Here is a 25890-nt window from a genome sequence, read left to right on the forward strand (position 1 = left end):
CCGGGCGCGGTCACTGTAACGTTTGCGGGCACACTACGACATTTTCACGGGTGGGCATCGCCGCCCCGGGATCGCACAGCGCGCTTTCGCAGCGGACTCAAGACTGAACGAGGCTGTTACGTCGGACCGAGGGGACATCATGAGCGAGGACAGATCGGTGGTGGCGATGGTGCAGGAGGCCCCCTGCCCACCGTGCGGGTGGGCCCGATCGAGGTGGTGCCGCTGCCCGAGGCCGCGGTGGTCCAGCTGGTCGAGCGGGCCTGGTCCAGCCACACCGGTGGCTGGATCGCCACCGCGAACGTGGACATCGCGCGGGCCGCGACCAGGGACGCCGAGGCGGCGGCACTGCTGGCCGAGGCGGATCTCGTGGTCCCAGACGGCATGCCGATCGTGTGGGCCGCCCGGCTGGCGGGCCATCGGGTGCCGGAACGGGTCACCGGGTCCTCGCTGGTGTTCTCCCTCGCCGAGGCGGCCGCCAGGACCCGGCGCTCGGTCTATCTGCTCGGCGGCGAGCCCGGGGTTCCCGAGGCCGCGGCCAAGGCGCTCACCGAACGCTACCCCGGCCTGCTGATCGCGGGCACGGACTCGCCCCCGGTCGGTTTCGACCGCACCGCGGACGGTATGGCCGATGTGGTGCACAAGGTCGTCGAGGCGCAACCGGACCTGGTGCTGGCCGGGCTCGGTTTCCCCAAGCAGGAACGCACCATCCGGCGGCTGCGGGCGAAGCTGCCCGATGCGTGGTACGTGGGCTGCGGCGCCGGTATCCCGATGGCGGCGGGGCAGTTCCGGCGCGCGCCCGAGTTGGCGCAGCGTGTGGGCGCGGAATGGGTGCACCGGCTCGCGCTCGAACCGCGCAGGCTCGCCGGACGCTACCTGCGCGACGACGCCCCGTTCGCGGCCCGGCTGCTCACCGGGGCACTGCTGCGCCGCGCCGCCGCCCATGTCGATCCGAAACCGGCCCGCTTCCGCCGCCTGAAATCCGTACCTTCCGTACAGGAGTCGTGAACCGCCCGATGCCAGACAGCTCCGCCCGCCCGCTCGCCGTCGTGATCGTCACGCACAACAGTGCGGGGGTGATCGAGGACTGCCTGCGTTCCGTGCTCGCGGCCACCGGGCCACGCCTGGCGCGCCTGCTGGTGGTGGACAACGCCTCCACGGACGACACGCTCGCGGTGGTCGCGGGCACCGACCCGGAGGCGATGGTCATCTCCACCGGTGGCAACGCCGGGTTCGCGGCGGGGGTGAACGCCGGGATCGATGCGGCGCCGGGCTGCGACGTGCTGGTGCTCAACCCGGATATCCGGCTGAAGCCGGGCAGCGTCGCCGCGTTGCGGGCGGCGCTGGCACAACCCGGCACCGGGATCGCGGTGCCCCGGCTGCTGGACGCCGACGGCAACCGGCAGCCGTCCCTGCGCAGGCGGCCCACCACGATGCGGGCGGTCGGCGAGGCCGTACTGGGTGGCCACCGGGCAGGCCGCGTCCCCGCGCTGGGCGAGCTGGTGGTGGACGAGCGCCACTACGCCCGGCCGGGCGTAGTGGACTGGGCGACCGGCGCGGCCTGGCTGATCTCCAGGGACTGCATCGAAACCATCGGCCTGCTGGACGAGCGCTACTTCCTGTACTCGGAGGAAACCGAGTACATGCTGCGCGCGGGCGATGCCGGTTTCCAGGTCCGGTACGAGCCCGCCGCCACCGCCGTGCACCTCGGCGGGGAGCAGGCCAGCTCGGCGCGGCTGTGGGCACTGGCCGCGACCAATCGGGTGCGGCTGCGCCGGGAACGGGACGGCAGGCTCGCCGGGTTCACCATGTGGTGCGCCGTGCTGCTGAACGAGCTGCCGCGCGCCCTGCTGCGCCGCGGGCAGTCCGGGCGGCGGCACCGGCGGGCGCTGGGCGCGTTGCTGTTCCCGCGCCGCTGGCCCATCCCGCCCGGCGGCGACCAGGGCTACCTGTGCTTCTCCGCGCAGGACTGGTGGTATCACAACCGGGCGCATTCGGATTTCCAGCTGATGCGCTCGATCGCGCGGCGGCGCCCGGTGCTGGTGGTGAACAGCATCGGGATGCGGATGCCGGTGCCCGGCCGCAGCACCCAGGTGCTCCGCCGGATCCTGCGCAAGCTGCGCAGCGTGGCCATGCTGGTCCGCCGTCCGCTGCCGGAGCTGCCGAACTTCCACGTGATGTCCCCGCTGCCGTTGCCGTTCTACGGCTCCCCATGGCTGCGCCGGGTGAACGCGGTCCTGATCAGGACCCAGGTGCGGCTGGTGTGCGCCCTGCTCCGGCTCGGCAGGCCAGTGATCATGGTGACCATCCCGACGGCATGGGACGTGGTCCGGCCGATGCCGCGCCGGTGCCTGGTGTTCAACCGCTCCGACCGGCATTCCGACTTCCCCGAGTCCGACCGCGCCACCATCGAGAATCTGGAGCGGGACCTGCTCCGCAACGCCGACCGGGTGCTGTACGTCAGCCATGCCCTGCTGGCCGAGGAGCGCGAGCTGACCGGGGAGCGGGCGCATTTCCTCGACCACGGGGTGGACCTGGAGCATTTCCGGCCCGGTGCCGAGCCGCCCGCGGAGCTGCGGCGGATCCCGGGGCCGCGGATCGGCTTCTTCGGCGCGCTGGACGACTACCTCGTGGACTTCGACCTGTTGGAACGGATCGCGGCGGAACTGCCGGAGGCCGCGCTGGTGCTGATCGGTGACTCAACGCATCCGATGGACCGGTTCGACAAGTACCCGAACGTGCACTGGCTCGGATTCCGCCCGTACGAGACGATTCCGGCATACGGTTCCGGATTCGACGTAGCGATCATGCCATGGCTGAACAATTCCTGGATACGGCATTCCAACCCGATCAAGCTCAAGGAGTACCTTGCGCTCGGGCTGCCGGTGGTGAGCACGGAGTTCGCCGAACTGTCCGGCTACCGCGACCGGGTCCGCTCGGCGACCGGGCACGCCGAGTTCGTCGAGGCCATCCGGCTCAGCCTGGCAGGCGGCGGGCCCGCCACCCCCGAACAGCTGCGGGCTTCCGTACTGCCGTTCTCCTGGACCTCGCGGGCCGCCGAGCTGATGACGCTGGCCGAGCAGGCGGAATGAACCGGCGCAGGCTGTCCCTCCTGCTCGGTGCGCTGCTGGCCGTGCTGGTGCTGGCCGGTGCGCTGGTGCTGGAGCACGACACCACGGCGGACCGGCAGGCGACGGCCATCCAGCAGCCGGTGGCTGAGCTGGACCGGGTGCCGTGGGAGGGCGGGCCGGCCTACTACGAAGGCTTTCCGGCCGCCGCGGCCGCGGGGTGGACCGATCCCGGTTTCTTCCCCATCGGGGTCTGGTTCGAGGCGGTCACCTCCCAGCAGGACGTCGACCTGGACAAGGCCGCGGGGCTGAACACCTACTTCGAGCTGACCGCATCGAGCGATCCCGCGCTGATCCGGGAGAACGGTATGTTCGCGTTGCCGAGTGCGCAGCTGCCGGGGTACGGCGAGGAGACCGTCGGCTGGACGCTGACCGACGAGGTGGACCTGTGGGCCCACGAAGGCGATGCCCCGTGGACAGGGAACTCGCCGGGGCAGGGCCAGATCTGCATCCCGGAGTCCGCGCTGTGCGGCTACACCGTGCTGGACACGCTGCGCAAGCGGTTCCCGCCGGACGACGGGAGGCTGCGGTACGCCAACTTCGGCTTCGGGATGAGCTTCTTCATCAAGGACCACCTCGCGGCCCGCTTCCTCGACTACACCGATGCCTCCTCATTGGACGTCTACTGGTACACCGACGAGGGCATGTGCGAGCTGTCCAGCACCCCGGAGGACATCTGCCGGTTCGCGGCCTCCTATGGGGCCACAGTGGACCGGATCAGGCACCTGGACGGGATGGACGGGCGGCGGCAGCCGGTCTACGCCTTCGTCGAGGTCGGGCTTCCGTTCGAGAAGTTCGACACCCACATCCAGCCCGCCGAGCTGGCCGGTGCGGTGATGAACTCGCTGATCCACGAGGCCAGGGGCGTCATCTACTTCAACCACAACTTCGGCGGGGACTGCATCAGCCAGCATGTGCTGCGCGACCCGTGCGGCGCGCGGATCCGGCCAGCAGTGACCGAGGTGAACCGCCGGATCACCGAGCTGGCCCCGGTGCTCAACACCCAGTCCTTCCGGCACGAGTTCGCCCCGGGCATGGACACCATGCTCAAGCGGCATGCCGGGGCCTACTACGTGTTCGCCATGGTGGGCAGGGGCACTTCGGCGGGCACACACACCCTGCGGCTGCCGGCCGGGCTGGACGCCGGGAAGGCCGAGGTGCTGTTCGAGAACCGCACCGTCGACATCGTGGACGGCACGCTCACCGACGGCTTCGATGCCGAGCACACCTACCACATCTACCGGATCACCCGCGCCTGAGCCATCTGCTGGATCGGCGGGTTGGTGTTGCCAGTGCGCTGCGCGCCGGGCAGCATGGGGTGCGACGTCCACGGCGGGCCGCACTGCGCTGGAATGTCGGGCACTGGAGAGTCCGAGTGCTGGGAGAAGTCCGAGGTGACCGGTCAGGTTGAACGCCGGGTACTCGTCGTCGATGACGACGAGCGGGTCCGCACGGTCGTGCGCTGGCGGTTGGAGGCCGACGGTTTCCTGGTCACCCAGGCCGAGAACGGCCGGGCCGCCGCGGCCGAGATCGCCGGGTGCACGCCCGATCTCGTCGTGCTCGACCTTTCGCTGCCCGGGTTGGACGGTCTGGACGTGCTGCGCCTGGTGCGCCAGGACGATCTGCTGCGGCGGGCCCGGTTGCCGGTGCTCGTGCTGAGCGGCAGGGACGGCGAAGAAGAACGGATCACCGGGCTCGAACTCGGCGCGGACGACTACCTGGTGAAGCCGTTCTCCCCGGAGGAACTGGCCGCCAGGGTCCGGTCGGTGCTGCGGCGCAGTTCCCCGCCCCCGGTGGCCCCCGGGCTACGGCTGGACGCCACCCACCATCGGGTCACCGTCAACGGGCGGACGGTCGAGCTCACCGGCAAGGAGTTCGACCTGCTCGCCTTCTTCGCCCGGCACCCGCGCCAGGTGTTCACCCGCGAACAGTTGCTGCGTGCCGTGTGGCAAGCCCCGCCGGGGATGCAGTCCGAGGCCACGGTCACCGAGCATGTGCATCGCCTGCGGCACAAGGTACGGGCCGATCCGGCGCGCCCGCACTGGCTACGCACGGTGCGCGGGGTCGGCTACAGCTGGGAACCGGCCGGATGAGCGAAACCGTGCCGAGGGGCGAGCAGGAGCTGGAACTCGGCGACAGCCTGGGGCTGCTGGAGCGGCAGACCAGGGTCCTGGACCTGCTCGCCTCCAGCGCCGGGCTCGATGAGGTGCTGCGGGCTGTCACCGTGGCGCTGGACGAGCTGCTGCCCGGCGCCCGCAGCTCGATCCTGCTGCTGGACCCGAAACGCGGCACCCTGCACCACGGCGCAGCCGAAGGGCTGCCCACCCGCTACCTGGCATCCATCGACAGCATCGCGATCGGACCCGAAGCCGGGTCCTGTGGCGCGGCCGCCTATCTCGGCAGCCGGGTGGTGGTGGCGGACATCGCGACCGACGCGCTCTGGGACGGCATCCGCGACCTCGCCCTGCGGGACGGGCTGCGGTCCTGCTGGTCCCAGCCGATCTTCGGCCGGGATGGTTCGGTGCTGGGAACCTTCGCGGTCTACCACGACGAGCCGTACCGGCCACCGGAACGGGAGACCCGGCTGGTCGACCGGTTCGCCCATCTCGCCTCGGTGGCCATCGAGCACGCCAACCTGTACGGCGCACTGACCGAGAGCGAAGCCCGGTTCCGGCGGGCCTTCGAGGACAACGCGGTCGGCATGGCACTTGCCGACCTCGACGGCAGGCTCACCAAGGTCAACCGGGCGCTGCGGCAGCTACTTCGGATGTCCGAAAAGGACCTGCTCGGGGCGGCGGTCACCCAGCTGGTGCGCGCGGACAAAGTGGACGAGGCCACCAGCGCCCTGCACGGGCTGGTCCGCGGCGGCTGTGAGCACGTCCAGTTCGAGACCGTGTGCACGGCGGGCGACGGCACCGAGCTCGTGGTGGCCGCCACCGCCTCGGTGGTGCACGAGGCCGGCGGCGAGCCGATGTACCTGAGCCTCAACCTGCTCGACCTCACCCAGCGGCGCGCGGCGGAGGCGGAGCGCAGGGCGCGCAGGGAAGCCGAGGTCGCCCGGCACGCCGCCGAGGCGTCCAGCCGCGCGAAGTCGGAGTTCCTCTCCTCGCTCTCACACGAGATCCGCACCCCGCTGCAGGCGATCACCGGCTTCGCCGAACTGCTGGGCAGCCTCGACCTGACCGAGCAGCGGCGGCAGGAGGCGCTGCACCAGATCACTGAGGCTGGCGGGCATATCCTCGCGCTGGTCGACGATGTGCTGGACATCGCGAAGATGGAAGCAGGTGCCCTCGAAGTACGGCCGGAGCGGGTCCGGCTGCGGCCACTGGTCGAGGAGGTCGTGGCCCTGCTGGAACCGCTGGCGAACCAGCGGGTCGAACTGGGGCTGCGCGGGCCCGATGCCGAGGTGCTCGCCGACCGGCGCAGGCTGCGCCAGGTGCTGATCAACCTGGTGACCAACGCGATCCGGCACAACCGGCCCGGTGGCTGGGTGCTGGTGCGCACGGTCTGCGGCACGGACAAGGTCCTCCTCCAGGTGCTGGACGGCGGCCCCGGAATCGACCGCGAGCACCAGCAGCAGCTGTTCGTCCCGTTCCAGCGGCTGGACGCGGACCGTCGCGGCGTCCCGGGCGCGGGCCTCGGCCTCCCGCTGGCCCGCACGCTGACCGAGGCGATGGGCGGGCGACTGCGGATCCGCAGCAGCGAGGGCATGGGAACCACCGCGGAAGTCGAGCTCCCGAACTAGACAATTTGCGCGGATTGGTCTAGACAATACGGGAAGAGCGCGGTGTCCCCCTGCCCATCGCCTCGGGAGGCCGGCATGTCCCACGTCCTCGCTCGCCGCCTTGTGGCCTGCCTCGCGGCCGCACTGCTCGGCTTCGCCTTCCTGACCCCCGCGGCCCATGCCGCCGGGGAGACCGCGACCTTCGCCAAGGTCTCCGAATGGGGCTCCAGCTGGGAAGGCAAGTACACGATCACCAACGACGGCACGAGCACGATCACCGGCTGGCGGGTCGAGTTCGACCTGCCGGCGAACACCAGCATCGGGAGCCACTGGGACTCCCTGCGCAGCAGCGAAGGCAACCACCACGCCTTCACCAACCGGGAGTACAACGGCACCATCGCCCCGGGTGCCTCGGTCACCTTCGGGTTCCTCGGCACCGGGCCGGGCAGCCCCACCGGTTGCCTGCTGAACGGGGCGGACTGCGACGGTGGCGGTGGCGATCCCGGTGAGCCCGGCGCACCGGACGCGCCCGGCTCACCCCGGGTCACCGCAACCACCTCCGGCAGCATCACCCTCGCCTGGGACTCCCCCGGCGGCACGGTCACCGGCTACCGCGTCTACCAGCAGGAGTCGGTCCAGGCGACCACCACCGGCACCTCGGTGACCCTGGAAGGGCTGCCGTCCTGCACCACCCGCACCTTCACCGTGACCGCCTACAACGAGGCAGGGGAGTCCGCCCGCAGCGCCCCGGTCACCGCGACCACCACGGGGTGCCCGGACACCGGGCTGCCCCGGCATGCGCTGATCGGGTACCTGCACGCCAGCTTCGCCAATGGTTCCGGCTACCTGCGGATGGCCGATGTGCCGGACTCCTGGGACATCATCAACCTGGCGTTCGGCGAGCCGACCTCGGTGACCTCCGGCGACATCCGGTTCGACCGCTGCCCGGTGGCGGAATGCCCGAACGTGGAGTCCGAGGCCGAGTTCATCTCGGCGATCCGGGCCAAGCAGGCACAGGGCAAGAAGGTGCTGCTTTCCATCGGCGGGCAGAACGGCCAGGTGCAGCTCACCACCGCGGCCGCGCGGGACAGGTTCGTCAGCTCGGTGTCCGCGATCATCGACCGCTACGGGCTGGACGGGCTCGACGTGGACTTCGAGGGACACTCGCTCTACCTGGAGCGGGGTGATACCGACTTCCGCAACCCGACCACGCCGGTGATCGTCAACCTGATCTCGGCGCTGCGCACCCTCACCGACCGCTACGGCGAGGACTTCGTGCTGACCATGGCACCGGAGACCTTCTTCGTGCAGGTCGGCTACCAGTTCTACGGCGGGGCGGGTGCCGGGGACAACCGCACCGGCTCCTACCTGCCGGTGATCCACGCGCTGCGGGACGAGCTCACCGTGCTGCACGTCCAGGACTACAACTCCGGCCCGGTGATGGGCCTGGACAACCAGTACCACAACATGGGCGACGCCACGTTCCACATCGCGATGACCGATATGGTCAAGGCCGGGTTCGCGGTGGCGGACACGGGGCACACCTTCCCCGGCCTGCGGGCCGACCAGATCGGGTTCGGCCTGCCTGCGGCGGTCAGCGCGGGTAACGGCTACACCCCGCCCGCGCAGGTGCACCAGGCGCTGAACTGCCTCACCCGGGGGCAGAGCTGTGCCGGCTACAGCCTGCGCGGCGGCACCTCACCGGCCCTCCGTGGCCTGATGACCTGGTCGATCAACTGGGACCACTACTACGACTGGGAGTTCCAGAACAGCCACCGCCCCTTCCTCGACGGCCTGCCGTAGCCGGCGTACTGACGGCGAGGCGCATTGCTGCAAGGATCACGTCATGCAGGACGTGACGGTGATCGAGGATCCGGCGGCCGCCGAGGTGTCACTGGATCCGGTACGGGCCCGGCTGCTGGCGGAGCTGGCCGAACCGGGGTCGGCAAGCACCCTGGCCGTGAAGGTCGGCCTGCCGAGGCAGAAGGTGAACTACCACCTGCGCACGCTGGAGCGGCACGGCCTGGTGGAGCTGGCCGAGGAACGCCGCAGGGGCAACGTCACCGAACGGATCATGCGCGCCACGGCGGCGTCCTATGTGATCTCGCCCGCCGCGCTGAGCGCCGTGCAGCCGGACCCGGACCGCGCCCCGGACCGGCTCTCGGCCCGCTGGTTGCTGGCGCTGGCCGCCAGGATGGTGCGCGAGGTCGGGGCGTTGCTCAGCGGCGCGGCCAAGGCGCGCAAGAAGGTCGCCACCTTCGGGATGGACGGTGCGGTGCGGTTCGCCTCCGCCGCCGACCGCGCGGCCTTCGCCGAGGAACTGGCCGGCGCCGTCGCCACGCTGGTGAGCAAGTACCACGACGAGCACGCCGAGCACGGCCGCGAGCACCGGGTGATCGTCGCGGTGCACCCGAGCGTGCGGAACCCGGAGCGGGCGGGGTCCTGAGCCGAGCCGCCAAGGCCATCGTGCCGTACGGAAGGAGCTGCCCACGAAGTTCACCGCCACCGTCGTCCGCAGCGGCAAGACCGCCACCGGCATCCCGGTGCCGCCGGAGATCGTTGAACGGCTGGGCGCGGGCAAACGGCCTGCCGTCCGGGTCACGCTCGGCGCGCACAGCTACCGCACCACCGTGGCCCCGATGGGCGGGCAGTTCTGGATCCCGCTCAGCGCGGAGAACCGGGAGCGGGCCGGGCTGGCCGCCGAGGACGAGGTCGAGGTCGGCATCGAACTCGACACCGAGCCCCGCGAACTGGCCGTGCCACCGGACCTGGCCGAGGCGCTGGAGCGGGAGCCGGCAGCCAAGCGGTTCTTCGAAGGACTGTCCTACAGCAACCGGCGCTGGCACGTCCTCCAGGTGGAGGGTGCGAAAACGGCGGCGACCCGGCAGCGGCGTATCGACAAGTCGGTCGAGCTGCTCCGGGATGGCCGCGCCCGCTGAGCGCTACGGCGCCCTACAGCAACGTGCTCCAGTAGTTCCAGAAGCGGATCAGGATCAGCACCACGATGATCAGGAACCACAGCACCAGCAGCAGGCTGTGGAACCGGGCGAGCCCAGTCGCGGCGGGCCTGCCAGCCGAGAAGTGGCCATGGGTGAGGTTGTGCAGCGTGGTGTACCAGAAGATCGGGATGGTCACGGCCCACACCACCATGCAGTAGGGGCACAACGCCCCGATCTGGTACAGGCTGGCATAGATCAGCCAGTGCACGAAGACCACGCCGAAGGTGGTGCCCAGCTGCATACCGAGCCAGAACCAGCGCGGGGCCCGGAAACCGGCCAGCGACACCACGCCGACCGTGACCACCACCGCGAAGGCGGCGATCCCGATCAGCGGGTTGGGGAAGCCGAAGGCGGAGGCCTGCTGGCTGTCCATCACGTCGCCGCAGGTGAGCACCGGGTTGAACGAGCAGCTCGGGATGTACTCCGGGTCACCGAGCTTGGCGATCTTCTCGATGGTCAGCGCGGCCGATGCGACCAGGCCGATCGCGCCAGCGATCAGGTAGAGCCAGCTCAGGCCGCGGGTGCTCGGTGCGGGTTCGGCGCTGGTCATGAGCCGAGCGCTTCGTCCAGTTCGCTACGCAACTGCTTGTCGACCTCTTCGTAGGACTGGGCGGTCGGCTCGAACTTGGAGCCGTTGACGAACAGCGTGGGAGTGGACTCCACCCCGGCCTCGGCGCCGTCCGCCATGTCCTTCTCGATCCGCTGCTGCACGGCCTGGGAGTCCATGTCCTGGTGGAACTGCTCCAGGTCGAGCCCGATCTGCTCGGCGAAGCCGTCGAACTGGCTCTGCGCGCGTTGCAGGTCGGAGCTCGTCTGGCCGGACTGGTCCAGCGCCCAGGACTGGTAGTTGTCGAACAGGGCGTGGTACATCTCGTTGAACTTGCCCTGCATGGCCGCGGCCTCCGCCGCCCGTGCGGCAGGCTTGGCGAGCGGATGCATGTCCAGCGGGAAGTTGCGCACCACGAAGGTGACGCGGTCGGCGTAGTCCTGCTCGATCTGCTTGGTGATGTTCTGGTAGTACTGCGCGCAGGCAGGGCACTGGTAGTCGAGGAACTCCACCATGGTGACCTTGCTGTCCTGCACCTCGGTCAGCGTGTGGCTGTCCGCGGGGTGCAGCACCTCCGGCGGGACGTTGCCCTTGGCCGCCCCGGAGTCGCCGTCCTTGAACAACAGCACGCCACCGATCACGACCACAGCCACGACGAGCACGATGGCGGTCATGACGGTGTTGCTCGACAACCCGCGCTTGGCCAGCGGGTTCTTGTTCGTCTTCGGCATCGGGACGAGCTTACTACCGGTCCCGTGGGATCACGGTTAGCGGTGCTCGACCGCCGGTCCCCCGGCGGGCTCGCGGGCGGCAGGCGGCAGCTCCCGCTCCTCGGCCACCGGCCAGGCGGCAGGCTCCGGGCCGAGCCGGTCCAGCTCCTCGACCTGCCAGCGGCACCATGGCGAGACCTCGGCCCGCCCGCCCAGCACCTCGGCGGCGAAGGTGCCCCATTCCGCCCAGCGGGTGTCCACCACCTCGGCCGGGTCGGGGTCGGCGGGCCCGCCATCCGTGGTGGCGCGGAACACCGGGCACAGCTCGTTCTCCACCACCCCGTTGTCCATCACGGCCCGGTAACGAAATCCGGGCAGGATGAGGTCCAGCCGGTCCACGGCGAGTCCGAGTTCCTCGGCCAGCCGCCTGCGCACGGCCTCCGGCAGCGGTTCGGCGGGGCCGGGATGCCCGCAGCAGCTGTTGGTCCACACCCCCGGCCAGGTGCGCTTACCGTGCGCCCGCTGGGTCAGCAGCAGCCGCCCGGCCTGGTCGAAGACATAGCAGGAGAAGGCAAGGTGCAGCGGGGTCCGCGCGGTGTGCACCGCCGCCTTGGCCGCGGTGCCCGCGTACCTGCCCTCCTCATCCACCAGCACCACTCGTTCCTCGCTCACCGGCGAACCTCCCAATATGCGACCGGACCGTTCCGGGCGGCGGGCGTCAGCAGCCGGGATTCTGCCCGCCGTCCACCGCCTGCCGTATGTCCCCGCTCCCGGTTTCATGCAGTCGGACCAGTCCCCGGCGGCGCATCCCGCGCGCCGCCACGGCGGATCCGGTGAGTGCGGTCAGCCCGCCGAGCGACCAGGCCAGCGCGGGGCCGAAGAGAACGGCGAGCACCACCACGGTACCCAGCACCAGCAGGCACAGCGGGTAGACGATGACCATCAGCCGCAAGGTGGTGGACCATGCCCCCAGCACGGTCCACGCCAGCTGCAGGGCATTGTCCGGCGGTGGGCCGGGATCCCCTCCCGCGCGGCCGGACGTTCTGTTCTCGGATGTTCCGGTCACGGTGCCGTTCCTCCCCCGAGCAGCGGCATGTCGATATCTGCGTGTCGGTGCGCGCCTCGGCTCACTGTGACCCGCGCTTCGCCGACCTCACTAGAGAGCATGCGCCGAACTACGCTCAGTGGTTCTGCCCGTGCGCCGAGCGGGCGGCGAACGCCGGGTGGCCTCACCCGGATGGCGGTTGCTCTACTCACGGTCTCGGCGCTCGCCGGGCGACACGCCGGACCGGGGGCTGCGCTTTACCGGCAAGTAGGCGCCAGTAAGCTGATGCCACGGTGACCTCAACCATGGTTCAGGTGGACTGCGGAGGATCGGAGCGCGGGGGTATGGAAACGCCGAAGTGGAACCAGGCCGAGCTCACCGTGGGGCAGCTCGCCACGCGCAGCGGCGTCGCGGTGTCGGCCTTGCACTTCTACGAACGGCAGGGGCTGATCAGCAGCAGGCGCACGGCCGGGAACCAGCGACGGTACCGACGGGACATGCTGCGCAGGGTGGCATTGATCCGGATCGCGCAGCGGGTGGGCATCCCGCTGGCCGATATCCGGTCCGCACTGGACGAGCTGCCGGACGGCCGGACCCCGAGCAGGCGGGACTGGGAACAGCTCTCCCAGCGCTGGCGGACCGAGCTCGACCAGCGGATCCACCGGCTACAGCAACTGCGCGACGAGTTCAGCGACTGCATCGGCTGCGGCTGCCTCTCCATCGACCGCTGCCGGCTGGCCAACCCGCACGACACGCTCGGCGACGGCGGCTCGGGCCCCCGCAGGCTGATGGAGTCCTAGGCGCGAGATTGAAACACTCGCGGGACGGACGCAGGATTGTCGCGTGCCCACCAAACGCAGACGGCCCGTGCTGGACGAACTGGACGGATTACTGCTCGCCGAGTTGCAGCGGGACTCGTCCAGGACCCTGCGCGAGCTCGGCGAGGTCGTCGGCCTCTCCCCCAGCGCCGTCCAGCGGCGGATCGACCGCTATCGCACCAGCGGCCTGATCACCCGCGAGGTGGCAGTGCTGGACGCCAGCCTGAACGCCACGACGGTGCTGACGATCTGCCTGGTCACCCTGCGGTACGAGTCCGACGAGCACCATGCCGAGGTGCGCAGCAGGCTGCTCGCCGCCCCCGAGGTGCAGCAAGTGTACGCGGTGTCCGGGGACTACGACTACGTGGTGGTGCTGGCCACGGCGGGCATGGCCGAGTACCGGGAGGCTGGCAGGCGGCTGTTCCAGAACGCGCCGAACATCCAGCGGTACACCACCCTGATCGTGTTCGATCCGATCAAGACCTCAACCGCGCTCCCGGTCACCATCGGCTGAGCTCACCGCGTACAGCCTGACGTCGGCAGGAACCCCCTTTGCCCGGAACCACAGCCGCCTGCGCAGCCGGAACCGGGCGCCGTCCAGCCGCCCCGCGGCGGCGGTGGAGATCAGCACCTCGCCCGGCCCGGCCGCGGCGGTGACCCGCGCGGCGATGTTCACGTCCTGGCCGAAGTAGTCGGCGCCGAGCCTGCGCGGGGCGCCGACATGCACCCCAGCCCGCAGGCGCAGCCGGTGGCCGTCCACCACCACGGCGTCCACGGCGTCCCGCGCGGCCAGCACCGCGGCCACGGCGGCCTCCGGATCGTGGAACACGGCCATCAGCCCGTCGCCGAGCCGCTTGACGATCCGCCCGTGCGCGGTGATCAGCGGCTCGGCCACGGCGCCGACCCTGCGCAGCAGCTCAACGGCGGTCTCGTCGCCCGCCCGCAGCGTCCAGTCGGAGAACCCGGCCAGGTCGGTGAACACCACCGCGACCTCGGCGGGCGGGAGCCTGCTCGGCTGCCCGCCCGCCTGCCACACCTGCAACGCGGTCAGGCCGAGCTCGCGCAACGCACTCGGCTGCTCGGCGGCCACCGCGGCCAGCCGTGCCCCGATCCGGTCCACCGGGTCGGGACCGGCGACCGAAAGCGGGTCGCCGTACCGGGCGTCGCCCGGCAGCCTGCGCCGCACCCGTCGCAGCAGCGCGACCAGCGGCTGGCTGCCGTCCACCCGCCCGGCCAGCGAGCGCGCCCCGCCTCCGGTGCGCCGCAACCACGCACGCCAGCCGGCCCGGTCTCGGTCCACCGCGGTCATCGCCCCACCTGCCTCGGTACCTGTTACCCGAAGTAACAGTACCGCACCGTCAGGGGGCCGGGTGGATCGTGCCGGTGACCTCGCCGAAACCGATGGTGCAGCCCTCACCGGGGGCGGTGGCGCGAATGGTGACGGTATCGCCGTCCTCGAGGAAGCTACGGGTCTCACCACCATCCAGCCGGACCGGCTCCGCACCGTTCCAGGACAGTTCGATCAGTGAGCCGCGCTGCTCGCGCTCCGGACCGGACACCGTGCCGGAGGCGTACAGGTCCCCGGTGCGCAGGCTCGCGCCGTTCACGGTCAGGTGGGCCAGCATCTGCGCGGGCGACCAGTACATCGAGGAGAACGGTGGGTGCGCGATCGGCTTGCCGTTCAGCTCGACGGTCAGGCTGAGGTCCAGCCCCCACGGATCGGTCTCGCGCAGGTACGGCAGCGGTTCCGGGTCCTGGACGGGGGTGGGCACCCTGGCCGCGGACAGCGCGTCCAGCGGGACGACCCATGGCGAGACCGAGGTCGCGAAGGACTTGCCGAGGAAGGGGCCGAGGGGCACGTACTCCCAGGCCTGGATGTCCCGCGCCGACCAGTCGTTGACCAGGCAGACGCCGAACACGTGCCGGGAGAAGTCGGTCAGCGGCACGGCGGAGCCGAGCGGGCTCGGGGTGCCGACGACGAAGCCGACCTCGGCCTCGATGTCCAGCCTGCGGGAGGGCCCGAAGCTCGGCGTGTCCTCGGCAGGCGGCTTGCGCTGGCCGTTCGGCCGGACGATCGGGGTGCCGGAGACCACCACGGTGCCCGCCCGGCCGTGGTAGCCGACCGGGAGGTGCTTCCAGTTCGGCAGCAGGGGAGCCGCGTCCGGGCGGAACATCCGGCCGATGTTGCTCGCGTGGTGCTCGCTGGCGTAGAAGTCCACATAGTCCGCGACCGTGCAGGGCAGGTGCAGCTCCACCTCCCCTACCGGGTACAGCGCCGGTTCCACGGCGGGCCGGTTGGCCTCGTCGGTGAGCAACCGGGTGATCTCGGCCCGCACCCGCTGCCAGCGCTGCGGGCCGGCGGCCATGAACTCGTTCAGGCTGGGGCTGGAGAACACCGGGTCGCCCAGCGCCGCGGCCAGGTCGAGCACGTGGTCGCCGATGCGCACGCCCACCCTGGGGGCGGCCTCCGGTGGGGAGAACACCCCGTAGGGCAGGTTCCGCACACCGAACCCGGACTCGGGCGGGATGCTCAACCAGGTTTCGCTCACGGAGCAGGTCCTTTCTCGTTCGGTTCCGGCGCGCTAGCTCGCGTTGTGCCACAGGCCGAGCGCGCCCGCTTCTTCCACCGGGACCCGGGTGCTGCACGAGCCGTAGCTGGTGAGCACCCGCCTGGTGGCCGCGACGGTGGCCGCGTCCAGCCCGGCGGCCCGGCCCGCCAGCGCCGCGGGGTCGGTGATCCGCAGCGTCGCGGCCACCGTATCCGGACCGGCACCGAGGACCGCGTCGGCGACCGCCACGAGCAGGTTCAGGTAGCCGTGGTGGGTGAACCCGGTCGAACGGTCGGTGTAGCGCACCGCGTAATGCAGCCCGGCGGTCGCCTTCATCGGCAGCCCGGCGGACACCACCGTCACCAGGAACCGGGCCAGCTCCTCGGCACCGGGGAACAACTCGGCACGGACCCCGCCACAGCGGGCCTTCAGCCCGGCCATACGGGCTGGCTCCCGTGTGGTCAGCTCCGCGCATACCGCCCCGGCGTCGGCGAAGGCCGCAGGCTCGAGGAACAGTGGCACCTCCCCCGGCACCTCGACCACGGCGCGCAGCGCGGCGGCCACCGCCTCCTCCGGTTGCTGTTCGCGGGTCCCTGCCAGCGGGAACTCCAGCCCGGCCAGCCGCAGCCGCGAATCCGCCCCCAGCTCGCGCAGGGCGGCCGGCAGCCCTTCCGGCCCGGTGTCGGCGATCAGGCCGAGGTCCATCCGGTCGGTGCCGGCCAGTTCGCCACGCAGCTCGCCCAGCCGGGAAGCGGGGCAGAGGAACCGATGGGTGAGCACCCCGTGCCCGGCGGCGCGGTCGGCACGGTGCCGCGCCACCGCGTCCGGCATGGCCAGCGCGGTCGGCGGGAACAGGCCCGCGTCGTCCACCAGCCCGGCGAGCAGGCCGTTGCTGGCGGGCGAGTCAGTCGGCATGGCGGTTCTCCTTTCCGGCCGCCACACGCCCGAGGGCACGGCGCAGGGCGGTCGCGATCTCCTCCGTGGTCGGTTCCGGCAGCACCGCGGCGATATGCGCGTCCGGGCGCAGTATCCAGACCTCGCCGGGTTCCGGGGACAGCGCCGCGGCCAGCTCACCGGTGATGTCGATCTGCTCCATGCGCAGCACGCGCACCGGCGCGCCCGGCACCGGCACCGCATCGGCCGCTGCCGCGGCGGCGTCCCCGGCGGCCAGCAGCAGGAAACCCGCGCGGGCAAGCCGTCGTAGCCGCGTGGGTGCCCCGTCCACGGACACCGCGACATCCGGAGCCAGCACGCCCGGTGCCACCGCGGGGGTCGCACCCCGTGCGGGACGACCGCCGCTGGGCCGTCCGGCCGAGGGGGTGGTGAGCGGCGAGGCCGCGTACCAGAACGGTTCGGCCAGCCGACCGGAGTCCACTTCGGACCATGCTGCCGGGTCGCTCACGGCTCTGTCGAGTATGGACTCCCGGCGGACTCGGTCGGTCTCGTCGCCGGGCACAAGGAACCGCATGGTGCTGCTGGTGACGTCCAGATTCTCCACCGCGGCGGCGTGCCGCTCGGCGTGGTAGCTCTCCAGCAGTGCCTCCCCCGCCCAGCCGGACAGCACGAAAGCCAGTTTCCACGCGGCGTTCTCCGCGTCCTGCACCCCGGAGTTGAGCCCGCGCGCCCCGAACGGCGCCACCAGATGCGCGCAGTCCCCAGCCAGCAGCACCCTGCCCACCCGCATCCGGTCGGCCAGCCGCTCGTGGAAGCGGTACACCGAGCGCCACAGCAGCCGGTAGTCGCGCTGCCCGATGACGGTCCGGATCCGGCGGTCCAGCGCACCCTCGGCCTCCTCGGCCGCCAGGTCGTAGCCGGGCGGGACCTGCCAGTCGATCCGGTAGCTGGAGCCGGGGCACGGGTGGATCAGCACCTGGCGGCCGGGGTTCCAGCCGGGGTCGAAGTGGAACCGCCGCTCGGTCGCGTACCCGGGAAGGTCGGCGCGGATATCGCAGATCAGAAAGAGATCGTCGAAGGACTGCCCTGGGAAGGACACGCCAAGCGCCCGCCGGATGTCCTCGGCACGGGCCCCGGTGCAGGCCACCGCGTAGTCCGCCGTGACCGTGCGCGGGCCGCTGGCGGTCGCGCAGTCCAGAGCAACCTCGGTGGAGTCCTGGCTGATCCCGGTGACCCGGTGGTCCCAGCGCAGGTCGATCAGCGGTTCGGCGGCGATCCGCTCGTCCAGGATCTCCTCGGTGCGGGCCTGGGAGAGGTTGACGAACGGCGGGAAGGGCGAGTGGCCGGGATCCGGTAGGTCATAGGCGAACAGCTCGCGGTCGCGGTAGAAGGTGCGGGCGGTCAGCCAGGTGACGCCCTCCGCGGCGATCCGCTCCCCCGCGCCGACCGCGTCCCAGATGTCCAGCACGTCCCGCTGCTGGCAGATCGACCGGGAACCGACCAGGTCCCGCTCCGGCCGCTGGTCCAGCAGCACGGTGGGCACGCCCCAGCGGGCCAGCAGCAGTGCCGTGGTCTGCCCGACCGGGCCTGCGCCCAGCACGGCCACGCGCGCGTTCGGCGGCACGGTGCTCAGCCCTGCAGCTGGGCCCACACCGCGCGGTCCCGCTCGGCGGTCCAGATCACCGGGCGCTCGATACCGGCGAGCTCGTCCCACAACCGGGAGACGTCGAAGGGGAGGCAGTGCTCGAAGATCGGCCAGTGCCCGTAGTCGTCCACCAGTGCCGCATGCGCGGCGGTGAAGGCATCGGCGAGGGTGCCGCCCCGCTCGCGCACCGCGGTGACCTCCCGGATCATCACCCGCAGGAAGTGCCGGGTCTGCGCGATCGCGGCCCGCACCGCCTCTTGACCCCTGCTGACCGCCCCGCGCCCGCCGACGAGGGCCTCGGCCCCGATCGCGGCCACGGCGTCCAATGTGGAGCTCGCCCACTCGTGGTGGAAGGCGTCCCCGGTGTACAGCGCGGCCTGCGCCTCGACCAGGTCACCGGCGAACAGCACCCGCTGCCGGGGCAGCCAGGCCACGATATCGCCCTCGGTGTGCCCCCGCCCGCAGTAGCGCAGCTCCAGCTCGCCCCGGTCCCCGCCGAGGTCGATGGTGAGCCGGTCGGAGAAGGTGAGGGTGGGCCAGGTCAGGCCGGGAACGGAGGCTGCGTCCTTGGCCAGCCGCGGCATTCTGGCGAACTCCGACTCCCAGTCCGCGAGCCCGCGCTCGGCCACCAGTGCCCTGGTGTTCTCGTGCGCCACGATCACCTCGGCGTCGAAGGCGCTCGCGCCCAGCACACGCACCGCGTGGTAGTGCGAGAGCACCAGGTAGCGCACCGGCTTGTCGGTGTACTCGCGCAGCCGCGCCAGCCATTCGGCCGCGGCGACCGGGGTGGCCATCGCCTCGAAGCAGACCAGGAAGTCCTCGCCCTCGATGGCGCCGACATTGGGATCACCCTCCGCGGTGAGCGCGTACACGCCGTCCGCGAGGACCTCCAGTGTCTGCTCCTTCTCGGTCAGGTCGGACGATGATGCGAATGGCTTCGCCGGCATTCGCGGCCTCCGTCGGTCGAAGCGATTTAGTCAAAGCTTTGATTACCTGTACGGAGAAGCCTACGCGCTTCGGCGGGCACGCGAAAGCCCTGACCTACGCTGGCCCGCATGGCAACTGACCCCGCCGAGCCCGGCAGGCTCGACTACGTCTCGTTCGTCGACTACGCGATCGAGCGGGTGCTCGACGAGCTTCCCGGGGTCGACCCGCTGGCCATGCGGTTCGTGCTGACCCTGCACCGGGCCACCAGCGCCCTGGTGTACGACCTGGAGTCCGCTGTGCACCGGCCGCGCGGCTGGAGCTGGCCGGGGTTCCGGGTGCTGTTCGCGCTCTGGCTGGCCGGGCCGCTTGAGGGCAAACGGGTGGCCGAGCTGACCGGGATGAGCCGGGCAGCGGTATCCGCGCTGGCCAACACCCTGCAGCGGGACGGCCTGGTGGCCCGCGGCCCCGCGGAGCAGGACCGCAGGGTGGTGCTGCTGGAGATCACCCCGGCCGGGCACGAGGCGATCAGCAGCGCCTTCGCCGCGCACAACGACCGGGAGCGGGCCTGGGCGGCCAGCCTCAGCGAGGAGGAACTGCGCACCCTGATCGGCCTGCTGGAGAAGCTGATGACCGGCTCGGCCGCCGCCGACGTCAAGCGGCGGTTCTAGCCGTCCTCGGGCTGAGGACGCTGCTCCCGAAGCCGGAGCGCGGGCGTCTCGTCGAGCTTCAGCAGTTCGACGGCCGTACGGTTGATCTCGGCGCCGTTGGCGACCGAATGAAGCAGACCGTTGTAGAAGAGATCCCAGATACGGCGGTCCCGCTGGAGGTCACCAACCTGCCGGTCGGCGCCTCGGCCCTCATGGTCCTCGAAGCGGATATGCAGCATCCCACCGGCGAAGTAACCCTCTATCCGGGTGAGCTCGTATATCTTCAGGTGGTTGGACCTGGCCCGGCGCTGGTACCACCGCTTGTTGTAGTCCCACTTGATCCAGTCCGCCCCCGCCGAGGTCGTCTGGTAATCCAACGGACCGGAGGCCAGATAAGCGAAAACGAGGATGATGATCCATATTTGCCAATAGCCGAGACCGCCGAGATCACCTTCGAACAGAAACATCACGAACGCGCCGCCGAACATGAGCCCTAGCGCCACGAAGAACCCGCGGATATTGGAACGGCGGCTGTGCCGGTGCCAGGCAAGCGCCGGTCCCGCTCCCTCCAACGGGGGCGGCTTGTGGGAAAGCTTGGTGGAACGGCTGCGATCGTGCTCGGGTGCGACGCCTTTATCGTTCCTGAATCCCGGAGCATGGGGAGGGAACGGTTCACCAGTCTCCGGGTCAGGCCGTGGCGGCAGTTCCGGAAACTCGCACCAGGTACGGCCGCGTTCGGGTTCGCGATGTCGTCCAGCCATCAGTACCTGCGCTTACTCGGGAACAAGGAAGCAGCACGATCGCTTGACGATCTGGCCGACGACATGGTTGATCGTCCACCGCAAGCTTCCCCCTCTTGCCTGTGCCAAGTACTCGGCGTCCCCGAACGATTACTCTATTCGATTGGCCCGTTCCGAGGTAGTGCGGCACAGTCGGGGCAACGTGGCCACGCAGCAGGTGGCTCCGTGTAAGCAACCCACGCCAGGACACCACAGACGGTGATGACGACGGTACGGCCGTCGAGCACGGATGCCAGCGGCTTGCCGGGTATGCGGTGCACGAGTTGCGTCTCGCGCAGACCGAGCGCCGGGGCTCCCGCGATGGCGGGCACCGGTGCTGCCTGCGGAGGAGTCTGGTCACGGCGGTACGGGGTCGGCCAAGCCGGAGTCCGCTGCCTCGCCGATAGGTCCACGGCGGCCAGGCAGTCGGTACAGGGCGCCCCGCCAAGTGCGGGAAGATTCTCCAACTGACCCGGACGGAAGGACGCACCGCAGAGCGCGGTCAACCTCACCGGCAAAGTCCCGTCGGTCGGGAGCCGGATGAGATGGACTACCCGCTCCGACTCGCCATGTGCGTGCTCCGGCAGCAGCCTCGCGTAGATGAGTGTCATCGCCGGTCCGCTACGGGCTGACACTTGACCTGGAACCACCGATCGGCGACGGCCATGAGCACCTTCGAGTCGTGCCAGAGGTGGGCTGGAGGCGCCTTCACCGCGGCGACCACCGCGCACCGCCCGAGAAGCACTTCCTCATCCGGATGCCGTTCACCTACAACGAAGAGCCGCTGACGCGCGTTGGCGACATGCCCACGTTGAACCGCTATCCACTCGTCACCCGGCACCCAACTGAAGGTGTACCCATGCCGGTAGGTCGTCGCCCTGATCCTGCTGTCATAGGGATGGGTGAGCCCTGGTGGTAAATGCTCCGACAACCGATCTCCTCGCACCACACAACGCGAATATCTGACCAGCACGCTATCCGCTACCGATGAATAGTTCATCTTTGTTTCCAAGTTTCCAAGAAAAACAAACAATGGAAACACGGGAACTGGAAACCAGCCGGTCAGACATGCGGGAGGGGTCACTATGCTGTGTTTCATGGCCGGTAACAAACAGCTGGATACCAGGGTCACCGAAGGGCTCCGCGCCGCCAGGCGTGCCGCGAAGCTGAACGTTCGGCAACTCTCGGCGAAGACCGGCCTCAGTACAGCGACCATCTCGCGGTTCGAGAACGCGATACGTCGCCCAGAGGTCGATCAGGTCAGGGCCTGGATGGTCGCCTGCCAAGCTCCGCCGGAGCAGACAAGTCACTTGCTCGAACTGACCGAGCGATCCGAACGGTTCCCATGGGTCGCTACGACACTTCCAGATCACCGCAAGCAGACGGCTGCGCTGATCCGAGCCGAACGAACCGCGACGTCGATCGTGGAATGGTCAACGCATGTCGTCCCAGGTCTGCTCCAGACCAGCGAGTACGCCAGGGCCATGATGGCCCGCGCCAGGTTGACCGAGGACGAGATCGAGAACAGGGTCGCGATGCGCATTGGTCGGCAGGTCGTGCTCACCGGGCCCCACCCAGCTCAGTTCACCACGTTGATCGCGGAGGGCGTGCTGAACCAGTTGATCGGCGGGCCTGCCGTGATGGTCGCGCAACTTCGCAGACTGCTCGACGCATCGGCCATGCCGCATGTCGAGGTCCGGGTCGTACCGCAACGTACGGACTGGCATCGTGGGATGGACGGCGACTTCGTGCTGATCAAGGGTAAGATCGGCGCCTTAGCCCATGTGGGTATCCCCAGATCCGCACTGATCTTCGATCGACAGCCGGATATCAACCTGTTCGAGGGGGCAGTCGACGAAATTCTGAAGGTCGCGATGACTCCGGTCGAATCGTCAGCAGCTATCCAGGACGTGATCAGCCGCGTGGACGCGCAGCTTGAGGATGATTAGCCAGGCCAGGCTACTGCACTTCCGGCGGGTTGACGGTTCGGTCCCAGAATGGTCGGCGTTCGTCACGAGAGTGAAAGAGCTTGCACGGCACGGGGATAGCCGACGTAGACAGCCAAGTAATGGTGTCAATAGCGCGGATAGCGCTGATGGGTCGAGACCATGCTGACCGGCCAGGCGCAGGCGGTCATTCCGCATCCGCGTAGAACGCCCGCGCGGCGAACCCGATCCACTCGGGGCGTTCCCAGGTGCTCCAGCGGGCACGCGCGGCCTTGTCGATCGTCGCCGCCGCCTCCTCGGCAGGGACACCCGCCGCCCGCAGGCGGGCGGCCTCGTCCCGGACCCAGGCGAGGTAGTCGCGAACATCGTGCAGCAGGGATACGTCGGTGACCTCGCCGTGGCCGGGGACGACGACGTCAGGTTCCAGCCCGGCGAGCTCGTCCAGCAGGCGGATCCACCGGCCCCGTCGACCCCGGTGTCGTGCGGCGGGAAGTACGGGGCGATCGGGAAGATGCGGGTCTCGAACAGGTCCCGCCGAACAGGACGTGGCCGTCGATGAGGACGATCTGGTCGGAAGCGGTGTGCGCGGGGCCAACGGCCCGCAGCATCGCGGTGCGGCCGCCGAGGTCCAGCTCGACCTCACCCGCGTAGACGATGTCCGGGTCGACCAGCTCGACGTCGGCCAGCTCCGCGGCGACGGCCTCGCCGAGCCCGGAGAACATCCGCAGGTAGCCCGCGCCCTTGCGGTGCAGCTCGGCGCGCTGCCCGCCGTTGTAGATGATCGTCGCCGCCCCGCGGAACGCCTGTGCCCCGAAGCCGTGCTCGGGGTGGAAATGGGTCACGGTCAGGTACAGGCGCCGGTCACCGGCCAGCCGACGTGCCCGCTCGAGGACGTAGGCGCCGTTGCGCGGGCCGATACCGGTGTCGATCACGAGCGCGGCGGACTCCCCGAGCACGATGCCGACATTCGGAACGAGCTCCACGCGGTTGTCCGGGATGACGTACACGCCCTCGGCCACCGGCACCGGCTCACCGCGCACGATCGGCGGCGGGCCACCGCGCACATCCGGCGCGGTGGCCTGACCGGTTGACGGGGTAACGGACGGGGTAGTGCCGGTAGCGCACACGACGAACCCAATCTGACTAATGTTCAGATGCCGCCACCACGGTAACAGAGAATCTGAGCAGTGTTAAGATTCGGCATGGCCAAGGCGTACCACCACGGAGACCTGCACAACGCACTGCTGGACGCCGCCGAGTCACTCGTCCGGGAGCGGGGCGCGCACGGCTGGTCCCTGCGCGAGGCATCGAGCAGGCTGGGGGTCAGCCCGAGCGCGGCCTACCATCACTTCGCCTCGCGCGAGATGCTCGTGCGGTCCCTGTCGGCACGGGTGCTGGCCGGGCTCGGCCGGTTGCTGACCGACGCGGTCGACAACGCCCCCGGCCGGGACGCCGACCCGCTCGCCCGGCTCAGCGCGTGGAGCGTCGGTTACGTCCGCTGGGCGGTCACGGACCCCGCGGTGGCGCAGCTCGCGCTGGGCGCCCCAGGAGACCGCCCCGCGGTCAGTCCCCATCCTCATGACGTACTCGCCGCCGAGCTGGACCGGCTGGTGGAGGTGGGCCACCTGCCCGCGCGGAACCGCCCCGGAGCCGAGTTCCTGGTCTGGTCGTCCGTGCACGGCTTCGTGATGCTGATCCTCGATGGCCTGATCCGGGTCGAGGACGATGCCGACATCGACGTCCACTGCGACCGGATCGCCAGGGCCGTCCTCAACGGGGTCTCCGTCGAGCGGGTCGCAGCCAGGCCGGTGCTGCGGTCGGCGCACACGGAACGACTCGCCCGGCCCGGGACCGGCGGGAACGTGAAAGAGGCCCCGGCGGACGAGCGGTGACGCCCGTCCGCCGAGGCCGGTTCGGATCGGTTATGGCGTGTTCACGCCGAGGGTGTAGCTACCGGAGCCGCTGTAGGCATGCACCTGGTAGCGGTAGTAACCGGCGCTGCCGTTGTAGCTGGTCTGCTCGTCCGGCCCTGGGCTGGTCGACTCCTCGACCGTGCTCCACGAGCTGCCGTTCCACCGTTGCAGGTAGAGGTCGAAGTCGGTGCCGTCCGGCGCGTCCAGGCAGCCCTCGTGGGTGCCGGAGCCGCTGCTGTAGTACCAGCGGCCGTCCGGCTGGTACTCGCGGCCGTTCGAGGACAGCGAGCCGGTGTAGGTGGACTCGTAGTCGTCGCACCGGTCACCGGGCGGGTCCGGCGGGCCACCGTTGTCGTCGGTCACCAGGGTGAGGCCGTAGACGTCCAGGATCTCCGGCACCGGCTGGAAGTACGTGGTGCCGCCGGAGCTGCAGTTCCCGGAACCACCGGAGGTGACGCCCTGGGCGTGCGCGTTGTTGCGGTCCGCGGTGACCAGCGAGCCACCGGAGTCGCCGGGCTCGGCGCAGACCGTGGTGCGGATCAGCCCGTTCACCGTGCCCTGCGGGTAGCTCACCGAGGCGTTGCGCGCGGTGATCCGGCCGCAGTGCCAGCCGGTGGTGGAGCCGGAACGGCACACCGAGGAGTTGACCGGGGCCTCGTCGGAGCCCTTGACCACCACGTCACTGCCGGAGGAGTACCCGTTCACGGTGGGGGTCGGGGTCCAGTTCGAGTTCACCCGCACCCAGGCGTAGTCGTTGCCGGGGAAGGAGGAACCCTGGAAGCTGCCCTGCGAGACCCGGTTGTGTCCCGAGGTGGAGGTGCCGCGGTTGCCGCAGTGCCCTGCGGTGACATACCCGCCTTCCACGGAGAAACCGATCGAGCAGCGGGAGGAACCGGTGTAGTAGGCGTCCCCGCCCACCACGTCGTACAGCGGGCGCGGCCGCTCGGCGGTGACCTCGACCCGCACGGCAGCGGCGTCCGCCCCACTGGCCGCGACGAACGCGTGTGCCGCGCCGACCGCGTGCTCATGCGCCAGGACGACCACCCGGTTCGTGGTCACGTCCACGTACCAGGAGGGCAGCGAATCCGGTGCCGCGGCGGCATTCGCGTCCAGTTTGGCCTGCACCGCGGCCAGCTTCGCGCCGCTGTGCGCGACCACGGTGGGCTCGGCTCCCGCGGCGCGCACCGTGCGGGCGTCGGCCGGATCGGTGATCGCCACCACCAGCTTCGAACCCGCTTCGTTCATCCAGGCGCCGGTGTAGCCGGAACCGAGCTGCTTGCGCAGTCGCTTGTCGGCGGTCACCCCGCGATGCTCGGCCGCCAGCCGGGCCCTGGCCTGCTCGGCGGTCAGGTTCAGGTCGCGCTGTAGCGCGGCGAACATGCCGGGTGCGGCCGCGCTGATCGCGTCGGCGGCGGCGTCTGCGGTAGCGTCCGATGCGGCCGGTCCGGCCGGGACGAACGCCGATGCCGGTACGGCCATCGCGGCGACCAGTGCCGCGGCGGGCACGGCCACGGAGGCGAATCGCAACAGTCTTCGTTGCATGCCGGTTCTCTCCTTCACAGAGGCAGGGATGTGTGGGAGTACCGCGACCCCGTTCCCGAGGTGTGGGACGGCGCCGCGGC

General features: G+C 70.3%; 25 protein-coding genes. 13 read left to right on the forward strand and 12 right to left on the reverse strand.

The genetic code is table 11. The features are described 5' to 3' along the window. The first annotated feature begins 192 nt into the window (after nucleotides 1-192). From KOI47_RS23970 to KOI47_RS24005, 8 genes are all read left to right on the forward strand, one after another. On the forward strand, nucleotides 193-1005 hold the full coding sequence (locus tag KOI47_RS23970; protein ID WP_232376206.1) for a WecB/TagA/CpsF family glycosyltransferase: 813 nt from the start codon (nucleotides 193-195) through the stop codon (nucleotides 1003-1005). An 8-nt stretch (nucleotides 1006-1013) separates the two neighbouring features. After that, on the forward strand, nucleotides 1014-3089 hold the full coding sequence (locus KOI47_RS23975) for a glycosyltransferase (protein WP_216207660.1): 2076 nt from the start codon (nucleotides 1014-1016) through the stop codon (nucleotides 3087-3089). Beyond that, a complete protein-coding gene (locus KOI47_RS23980) occupies nucleotides 3086-4384 on the forward strand; it encodes a hypothetical protein (RefSeq protein WP_216207662.1) in 1299 nt (432 codons plus the stop codon). The genes KOI47_RS23975 and KOI47_RS23980 overlap by 4 nt, the downstream gene beginning before the upstream one ends. A gap of 135 nt (nucleotides 4385-4519) precedes the next feature. Next, a complete protein-coding gene (locus tag KOI47_RS23985; RefSeq protein WP_232376207.1) occupies nucleotides 4520-5218 on the forward strand; it encodes a response regulator transcription factor in 699 nt (232 codons plus the stop codon). Then, nucleotides 5215-6870: a sensor histidine kinase gene (locus KOI47_RS23990; protein ID WP_216207669.1), complete on the forward strand. Its 1656-nt coding sequence runs from the start codon at nucleotides 5215-5217 to the stop codon at nucleotides 6868-6870. The genes KOI47_RS23985 and KOI47_RS23990 overlap by 4 nt, the downstream gene beginning before the upstream one ends. Nucleotides 6871-6945: 75 nt before the next feature. Continuing rightward, nucleotides 6946-8652 (forward strand): chitinase, encoded by a 1707-nt coding sequence (locus tag KOI47_RS23995; protein ID WP_216207672.1) that lies wholly within the window; start codon nucleotides 6946-6948, stop codon nucleotides 8650-8652. Between the two features lie 43 nt (nucleotides 8653-8695). Further along, nucleotides 8696-9295 (forward strand): ArsR/SmtB family transcription factor, encoded by a 600-nt coding sequence (locus KOI47_RS24000; RefSeq protein WP_216207675.1) that lies wholly within the window; start codon nucleotides 8696-8698, stop codon nucleotides 9293-9295. Between the two features lie 37 nt (nucleotides 9296-9332). Beyond that, on the forward strand, nucleotides 9333-9788 hold the full coding sequence (locus KOI47_RS24005; RefSeq protein WP_216217506.1) for a YdeI/OmpD-associated family protein: 456 nt from the start codon (nucleotides 9333-9335) through the stop codon (nucleotides 9786-9788). A gap of 13 nt (nucleotides 9789-9801) precedes the next feature. Here the strand turns inward: KOI47_RS24005 and KOI47_RS24010 are convergent, their stop codons facing one another. Genes KOI47_RS24010 through KOI47_RS24025 form a run of 4 tightly spaced genes read right to left on the reverse strand, consistent with a single transcriptional unit; the run spans nucleotide 9802 to nucleotide 12171 of the window. After that, on the reverse strand, nucleotides 9802-10398 hold the full coding sequence (locus KOI47_RS24010; protein WP_216207678.1) for a vitamin K epoxide reductase family protein: 597 nt from the start codon (nucleotides 10396-10398) through the stop codon (nucleotides 9802-9804). After that, entirely contained in the window at nucleotides 10395-11126 is a 732-nt protein-coding gene (locus KOI47_RS24015) for a DsbA family protein (protein ID WP_216207681.1), read from the reverse strand. Before KOI47_RS24015 ends, KOI47_RS24010 begins: the two co-directional genes overlap by 4 nt. 36 nt (nucleotides 11127-11162) lie before the next feature. After that, entirely contained in the window at nucleotides 11163-11777 is a 615-nt protein-coding gene (gene idi, locus KOI47_RS24020) for an isopentenyl-diphosphate Delta-isomerase (protein ID WP_232376209.1), read from the reverse strand. Nucleotides 11778-11823: 46 nt separating this feature from the next. Next, entirely contained in the window at nucleotides 11824-12171 is a 348-nt protein-coding gene (locus KOI47_RS24025; RefSeq protein WP_216207687.1) for a hypothetical protein, read from the reverse strand. Between the two features lie 323 nt (nucleotides 12172-12494). On the opposite strand from KOI47_RS24025, the gene soxR reads away from it, so the two are divergent. Continuing rightward, nucleotides 12495-12950 (forward strand): redox-sensitive transcriptional activator SoxR, encoded by a 456-nt coding sequence (gene soxR, locus KOI47_RS24030; RefSeq protein ID WP_216207690.1) that lies wholly within the window; start codon nucleotides 12495-12497, stop codon nucleotides 12948-12950. Between the two features lie 43 nt (nucleotides 12951-12993). Then, entirely contained in the window at nucleotides 12994-13482 is a 489-nt protein-coding gene (locus KOI47_RS24035) for an Lrp/AsnC family transcriptional regulator (RefSeq protein WP_216207693.1), read from the forward strand. On the opposite strand, the gene KOI47_RS24040 is transcribed toward KOI47_RS24035, so the two are convergent. Genes KOI47_RS24040 through KOI47_RS24060 form a run of 5 tightly spaced genes read right to left on the reverse strand, consistent with a single transcriptional unit; the run spans nucleotide 13453 to nucleotide 19003 of the window. Next, nucleotides 13453-14277 (reverse strand): adenylate/guanylate cyclase domain-containing protein, encoded by an 825-nt coding sequence (locus KOI47_RS24040; protein WP_216207696.1) that lies wholly within the window; start codon nucleotides 14275-14277, stop codon nucleotides 13453-13455. The genes KOI47_RS24035 and KOI47_RS24040 overlap by 30 nt on opposite strands. Before the next feature lie 49 nt (nucleotides 14278-14326). Then, on the reverse strand, nucleotides 14327-15517 hold the full coding sequence (gene fahA, locus KOI47_RS24045) for a fumarylacetoacetase (protein ID WP_232376210.1): 1191 nt from the start codon (nucleotides 15515-15517) through the stop codon (nucleotides 14327-14329). A 33-nt stretch (nucleotides 15518-15550) separates the two neighbouring features. Continuing rightward, complete coding sequence (locus KOI47_RS24050) at nucleotides 15551-16432, reverse strand: hypothetical protein (protein WP_216207699.1); 882 nt, start codon at nucleotides 16430-16432, stop codon at nucleotides 15551-15553. Then, nucleotides 16422-18062 (reverse strand): FAD-dependent monooxygenase, encoded by a 1641-nt coding sequence (locus KOI47_RS24055; RefSeq protein WP_232376211.1) that lies wholly within the window; start codon nucleotides 18060-18062, stop codon nucleotides 16422-16424. The genes KOI47_RS24050 and KOI47_RS24055 overlap by 11 nt, the downstream gene beginning before the upstream one ends. After that, a complete protein-coding gene (locus KOI47_RS24060) occupies nucleotides 18041-19003 on the reverse strand; it encodes an MBL fold metallo-hydrolase (RefSeq protein ID WP_216207703.1) in 963 nt (320 codons plus the stop codon). Before KOI47_RS24060 ends, KOI47_RS24055 begins: the two co-directional genes overlap by 22 nt. Before the next feature lie 108 nt (nucleotides 19004-19111). Between KOI47_RS24060 and KOI47_RS24065 the strand changes: the two genes are divergently transcribed. Beyond that, nucleotides 19112-19651 (forward strand): MarR family winged helix-turn-helix transcriptional regulator, encoded by a 540-nt coding sequence (locus KOI47_RS24065; RefSeq protein ID WP_216207706.1) that lies wholly within the window; start codon nucleotides 19112-19114, stop codon nucleotides 19649-19651. Here the strand turns inward: KOI47_RS24065 and KOI47_RS24070 are convergent. Beyond that, complete coding sequence (locus KOI47_RS24070; protein ID WP_216207709.1) at nucleotides 19648-20391, reverse strand: hypothetical protein; 744 nt, start codon at nucleotides 20389-20391, stop codon at nucleotides 19648-19650. The genes KOI47_RS24065 and KOI47_RS24070 overlap by 4 nt on opposite strands. Nucleotides 20392-21506: 1115 nt before the next feature. On the opposite strand from KOI47_RS24070, the gene KOI47_RS24075 reads away from it, so the two are divergent. Continuing rightward, complete coding sequence (locus KOI47_RS24075) at nucleotides 21507-22358, forward strand: helix-turn-helix domain-containing protein (RefSeq protein WP_216207712.1); 852 nt, start codon at nucleotides 21507-21509, stop codon at nucleotides 22356-22358. Between the two features lie 413 nt (nucleotides 22359-22771). Here KOI47_RS24075 and KOI47_RS24080 read toward each other — a convergent pair whose 3' ends face one another. Then, the gene (locus KOI47_RS24080; protein ID WP_232376212.1) at nucleotides 22772-23419 is read right to left on the reverse strand and encodes an MBL fold metallo-hydrolase; all 648 of its coding nucleotides are present in this window, start codon (nucleotides 23417-23419) and stop codon (nucleotides 22772-22774) included. Nucleotides 23420-23557: 138 nt separating this feature from the next. Here KOI47_RS24080 and KOI47_RS24085 point away from each other — a divergent pair, with 138 nt between their 5' ends. Then, the gene (locus KOI47_RS24085; RefSeq protein ID WP_216207715.1) at nucleotides 23558-24247 is read left to right on the forward strand and encodes a TetR/AcrR family transcriptional regulator; all 690 of its coding nucleotides are present in this window, start codon (nucleotides 23558-23560) and stop codon (nucleotides 24245-24247) included. A gap of 30 nt (nucleotides 24248-24277) precedes the next feature. On the opposite strand, the gene KOI47_RS24090 is transcribed toward KOI47_RS24085, so the two are convergent. Then, nucleotides 24278-25810 carry a S1 family peptidase gene (locus KOI47_RS24090; RefSeq protein ID WP_216207718.1) on the reverse strand — a complete coding sequence of 511 codons (1533 nt, stop codon included), beginning with the start codon at nucleotides 25808-25810 and terminating at the stop codon, nucleotides 24278-24280. Nucleotides 25811-25890 lie beyond the last annotated feature (80 nt).

This window comes from Amycolatopsis aidingensis (assembly GCF_018885265.1).
Classification (GTDB): domain Bacteria; phylum Actinomycetota; class Actinomycetes; order Mycobacteriales; family Pseudonocardiaceae; genus Amycolatopsis; species Amycolatopsis aidingensis.

Bases quoted from the DNA above. Each gene is read 5' to 3' on its own strand.
- KOI47_RS23975 (WP_216207660.1), top strand. From the start codon at position 1,014: ATGCCAGACAGCTCCGCCCGCCCGCTCGCCGTCGTGATCGTCACGCAC.
- KOI47_RS23980 (WP_216207662.1), top strand. From the start codon at position 3,086: ATGAACCGGCGCAGGCTGTCCCTCCTGCTCGGTGCGCTGCTGGCCGTG.
- KOI47_RS23990 (WP_216207669.1), top strand. From the start codon at position 5,215: ATGAGCGAAACCGTGCCGAGGGGCGAGCAGGAGCTGGAACTCGGCGAC.
- KOI47_RS23995 (WP_216207672.1), top strand. From the start codon at position 6,946: ATGTCCCACGTCCTCGCTCGCCGCCTTGTGGCCTGCCTCGCGGCCGCA.
- KOI47_RS24000 (WP_216207675.1), top strand. From the start codon at position 8,696: ATGCAGGACGTGACGGTGATCGAGGATCCGGCGGCCGCCGAGGTGTCA.
- KOI47_RS24010 (WP_216207678.1), bottom strand. From the start codon at position 10,398: ATGACCAGCGCCGAACCCGCACCGAGCACCCGCGGCCTGAGCTGGCTC.
- KOI47_RS24015 (WP_216207681.1), bottom strand. From the start codon at position 11,126: ATGCCGAAGACGAACAAGAACCCGCTGGCCAAGCGCGGGTTGTCGAGC.
- soxR (WP_216207690.1), top strand. From the start codon at position 12,495: ATGGAAACGCCGAAGTGGAACCAGGCCGAGCTCACCGTGGGGCAGCTC.
- KOI47_RS24040 (WP_216207696.1), bottom strand. From the start codon at position 14,277: ATGACCGCGGTGGACCGAGACCGGGCCGGCTGGCGTGCGTGGTTGCGG.
- KOI47_RS24050 (WP_216207699.1), bottom strand. From the start codon at position 16,432: ATGCCGACTGACTCGCCCGCCAGCAACGGCCTGCTCGCCGGGCTGGTG.
- KOI47_RS24060 (WP_216207703.1), bottom strand. From the start codon at position 19,003: ATGCCGGCGAAGCCATTCGCATCATCGTCCGACCTGACCGAGAAGGAG.
- KOI47_RS24065 (WP_216207706.1), top strand. From the start codon at position 19,112: ATGGCAACTGACCCCGCCGAGCCCGGCAGGCTCGACTACGTCTCGTTC.
- KOI47_RS24070 (WP_216207709.1), bottom strand. From the start codon at position 20,391: ATGGCTGGACGACATCGCGAACCCGAACGCGGCCGTACCTGGTGCGAG.
- KOI47_RS24075 (WP_216207712.1), top strand. From the start codon at position 21,507: ATGGCCGGTAACAAACAGCTGGATACCAGGGTCACCGAAGGGCTCCGC.
- KOI47_RS24085 (WP_216207715.1), top strand. From the start codon at position 23,558: ATGGCCAAGGCGTACCACCACGGAGACCTGCACAACGCACTGCTGGAC.
- KOI47_RS24090 (WP_216207718.1), bottom strand. From the start codon at position 25,810: ATGCAACGAAGACTGTTGCGATTCGCCTCCGTGGCCGTGCCCGCCGCG.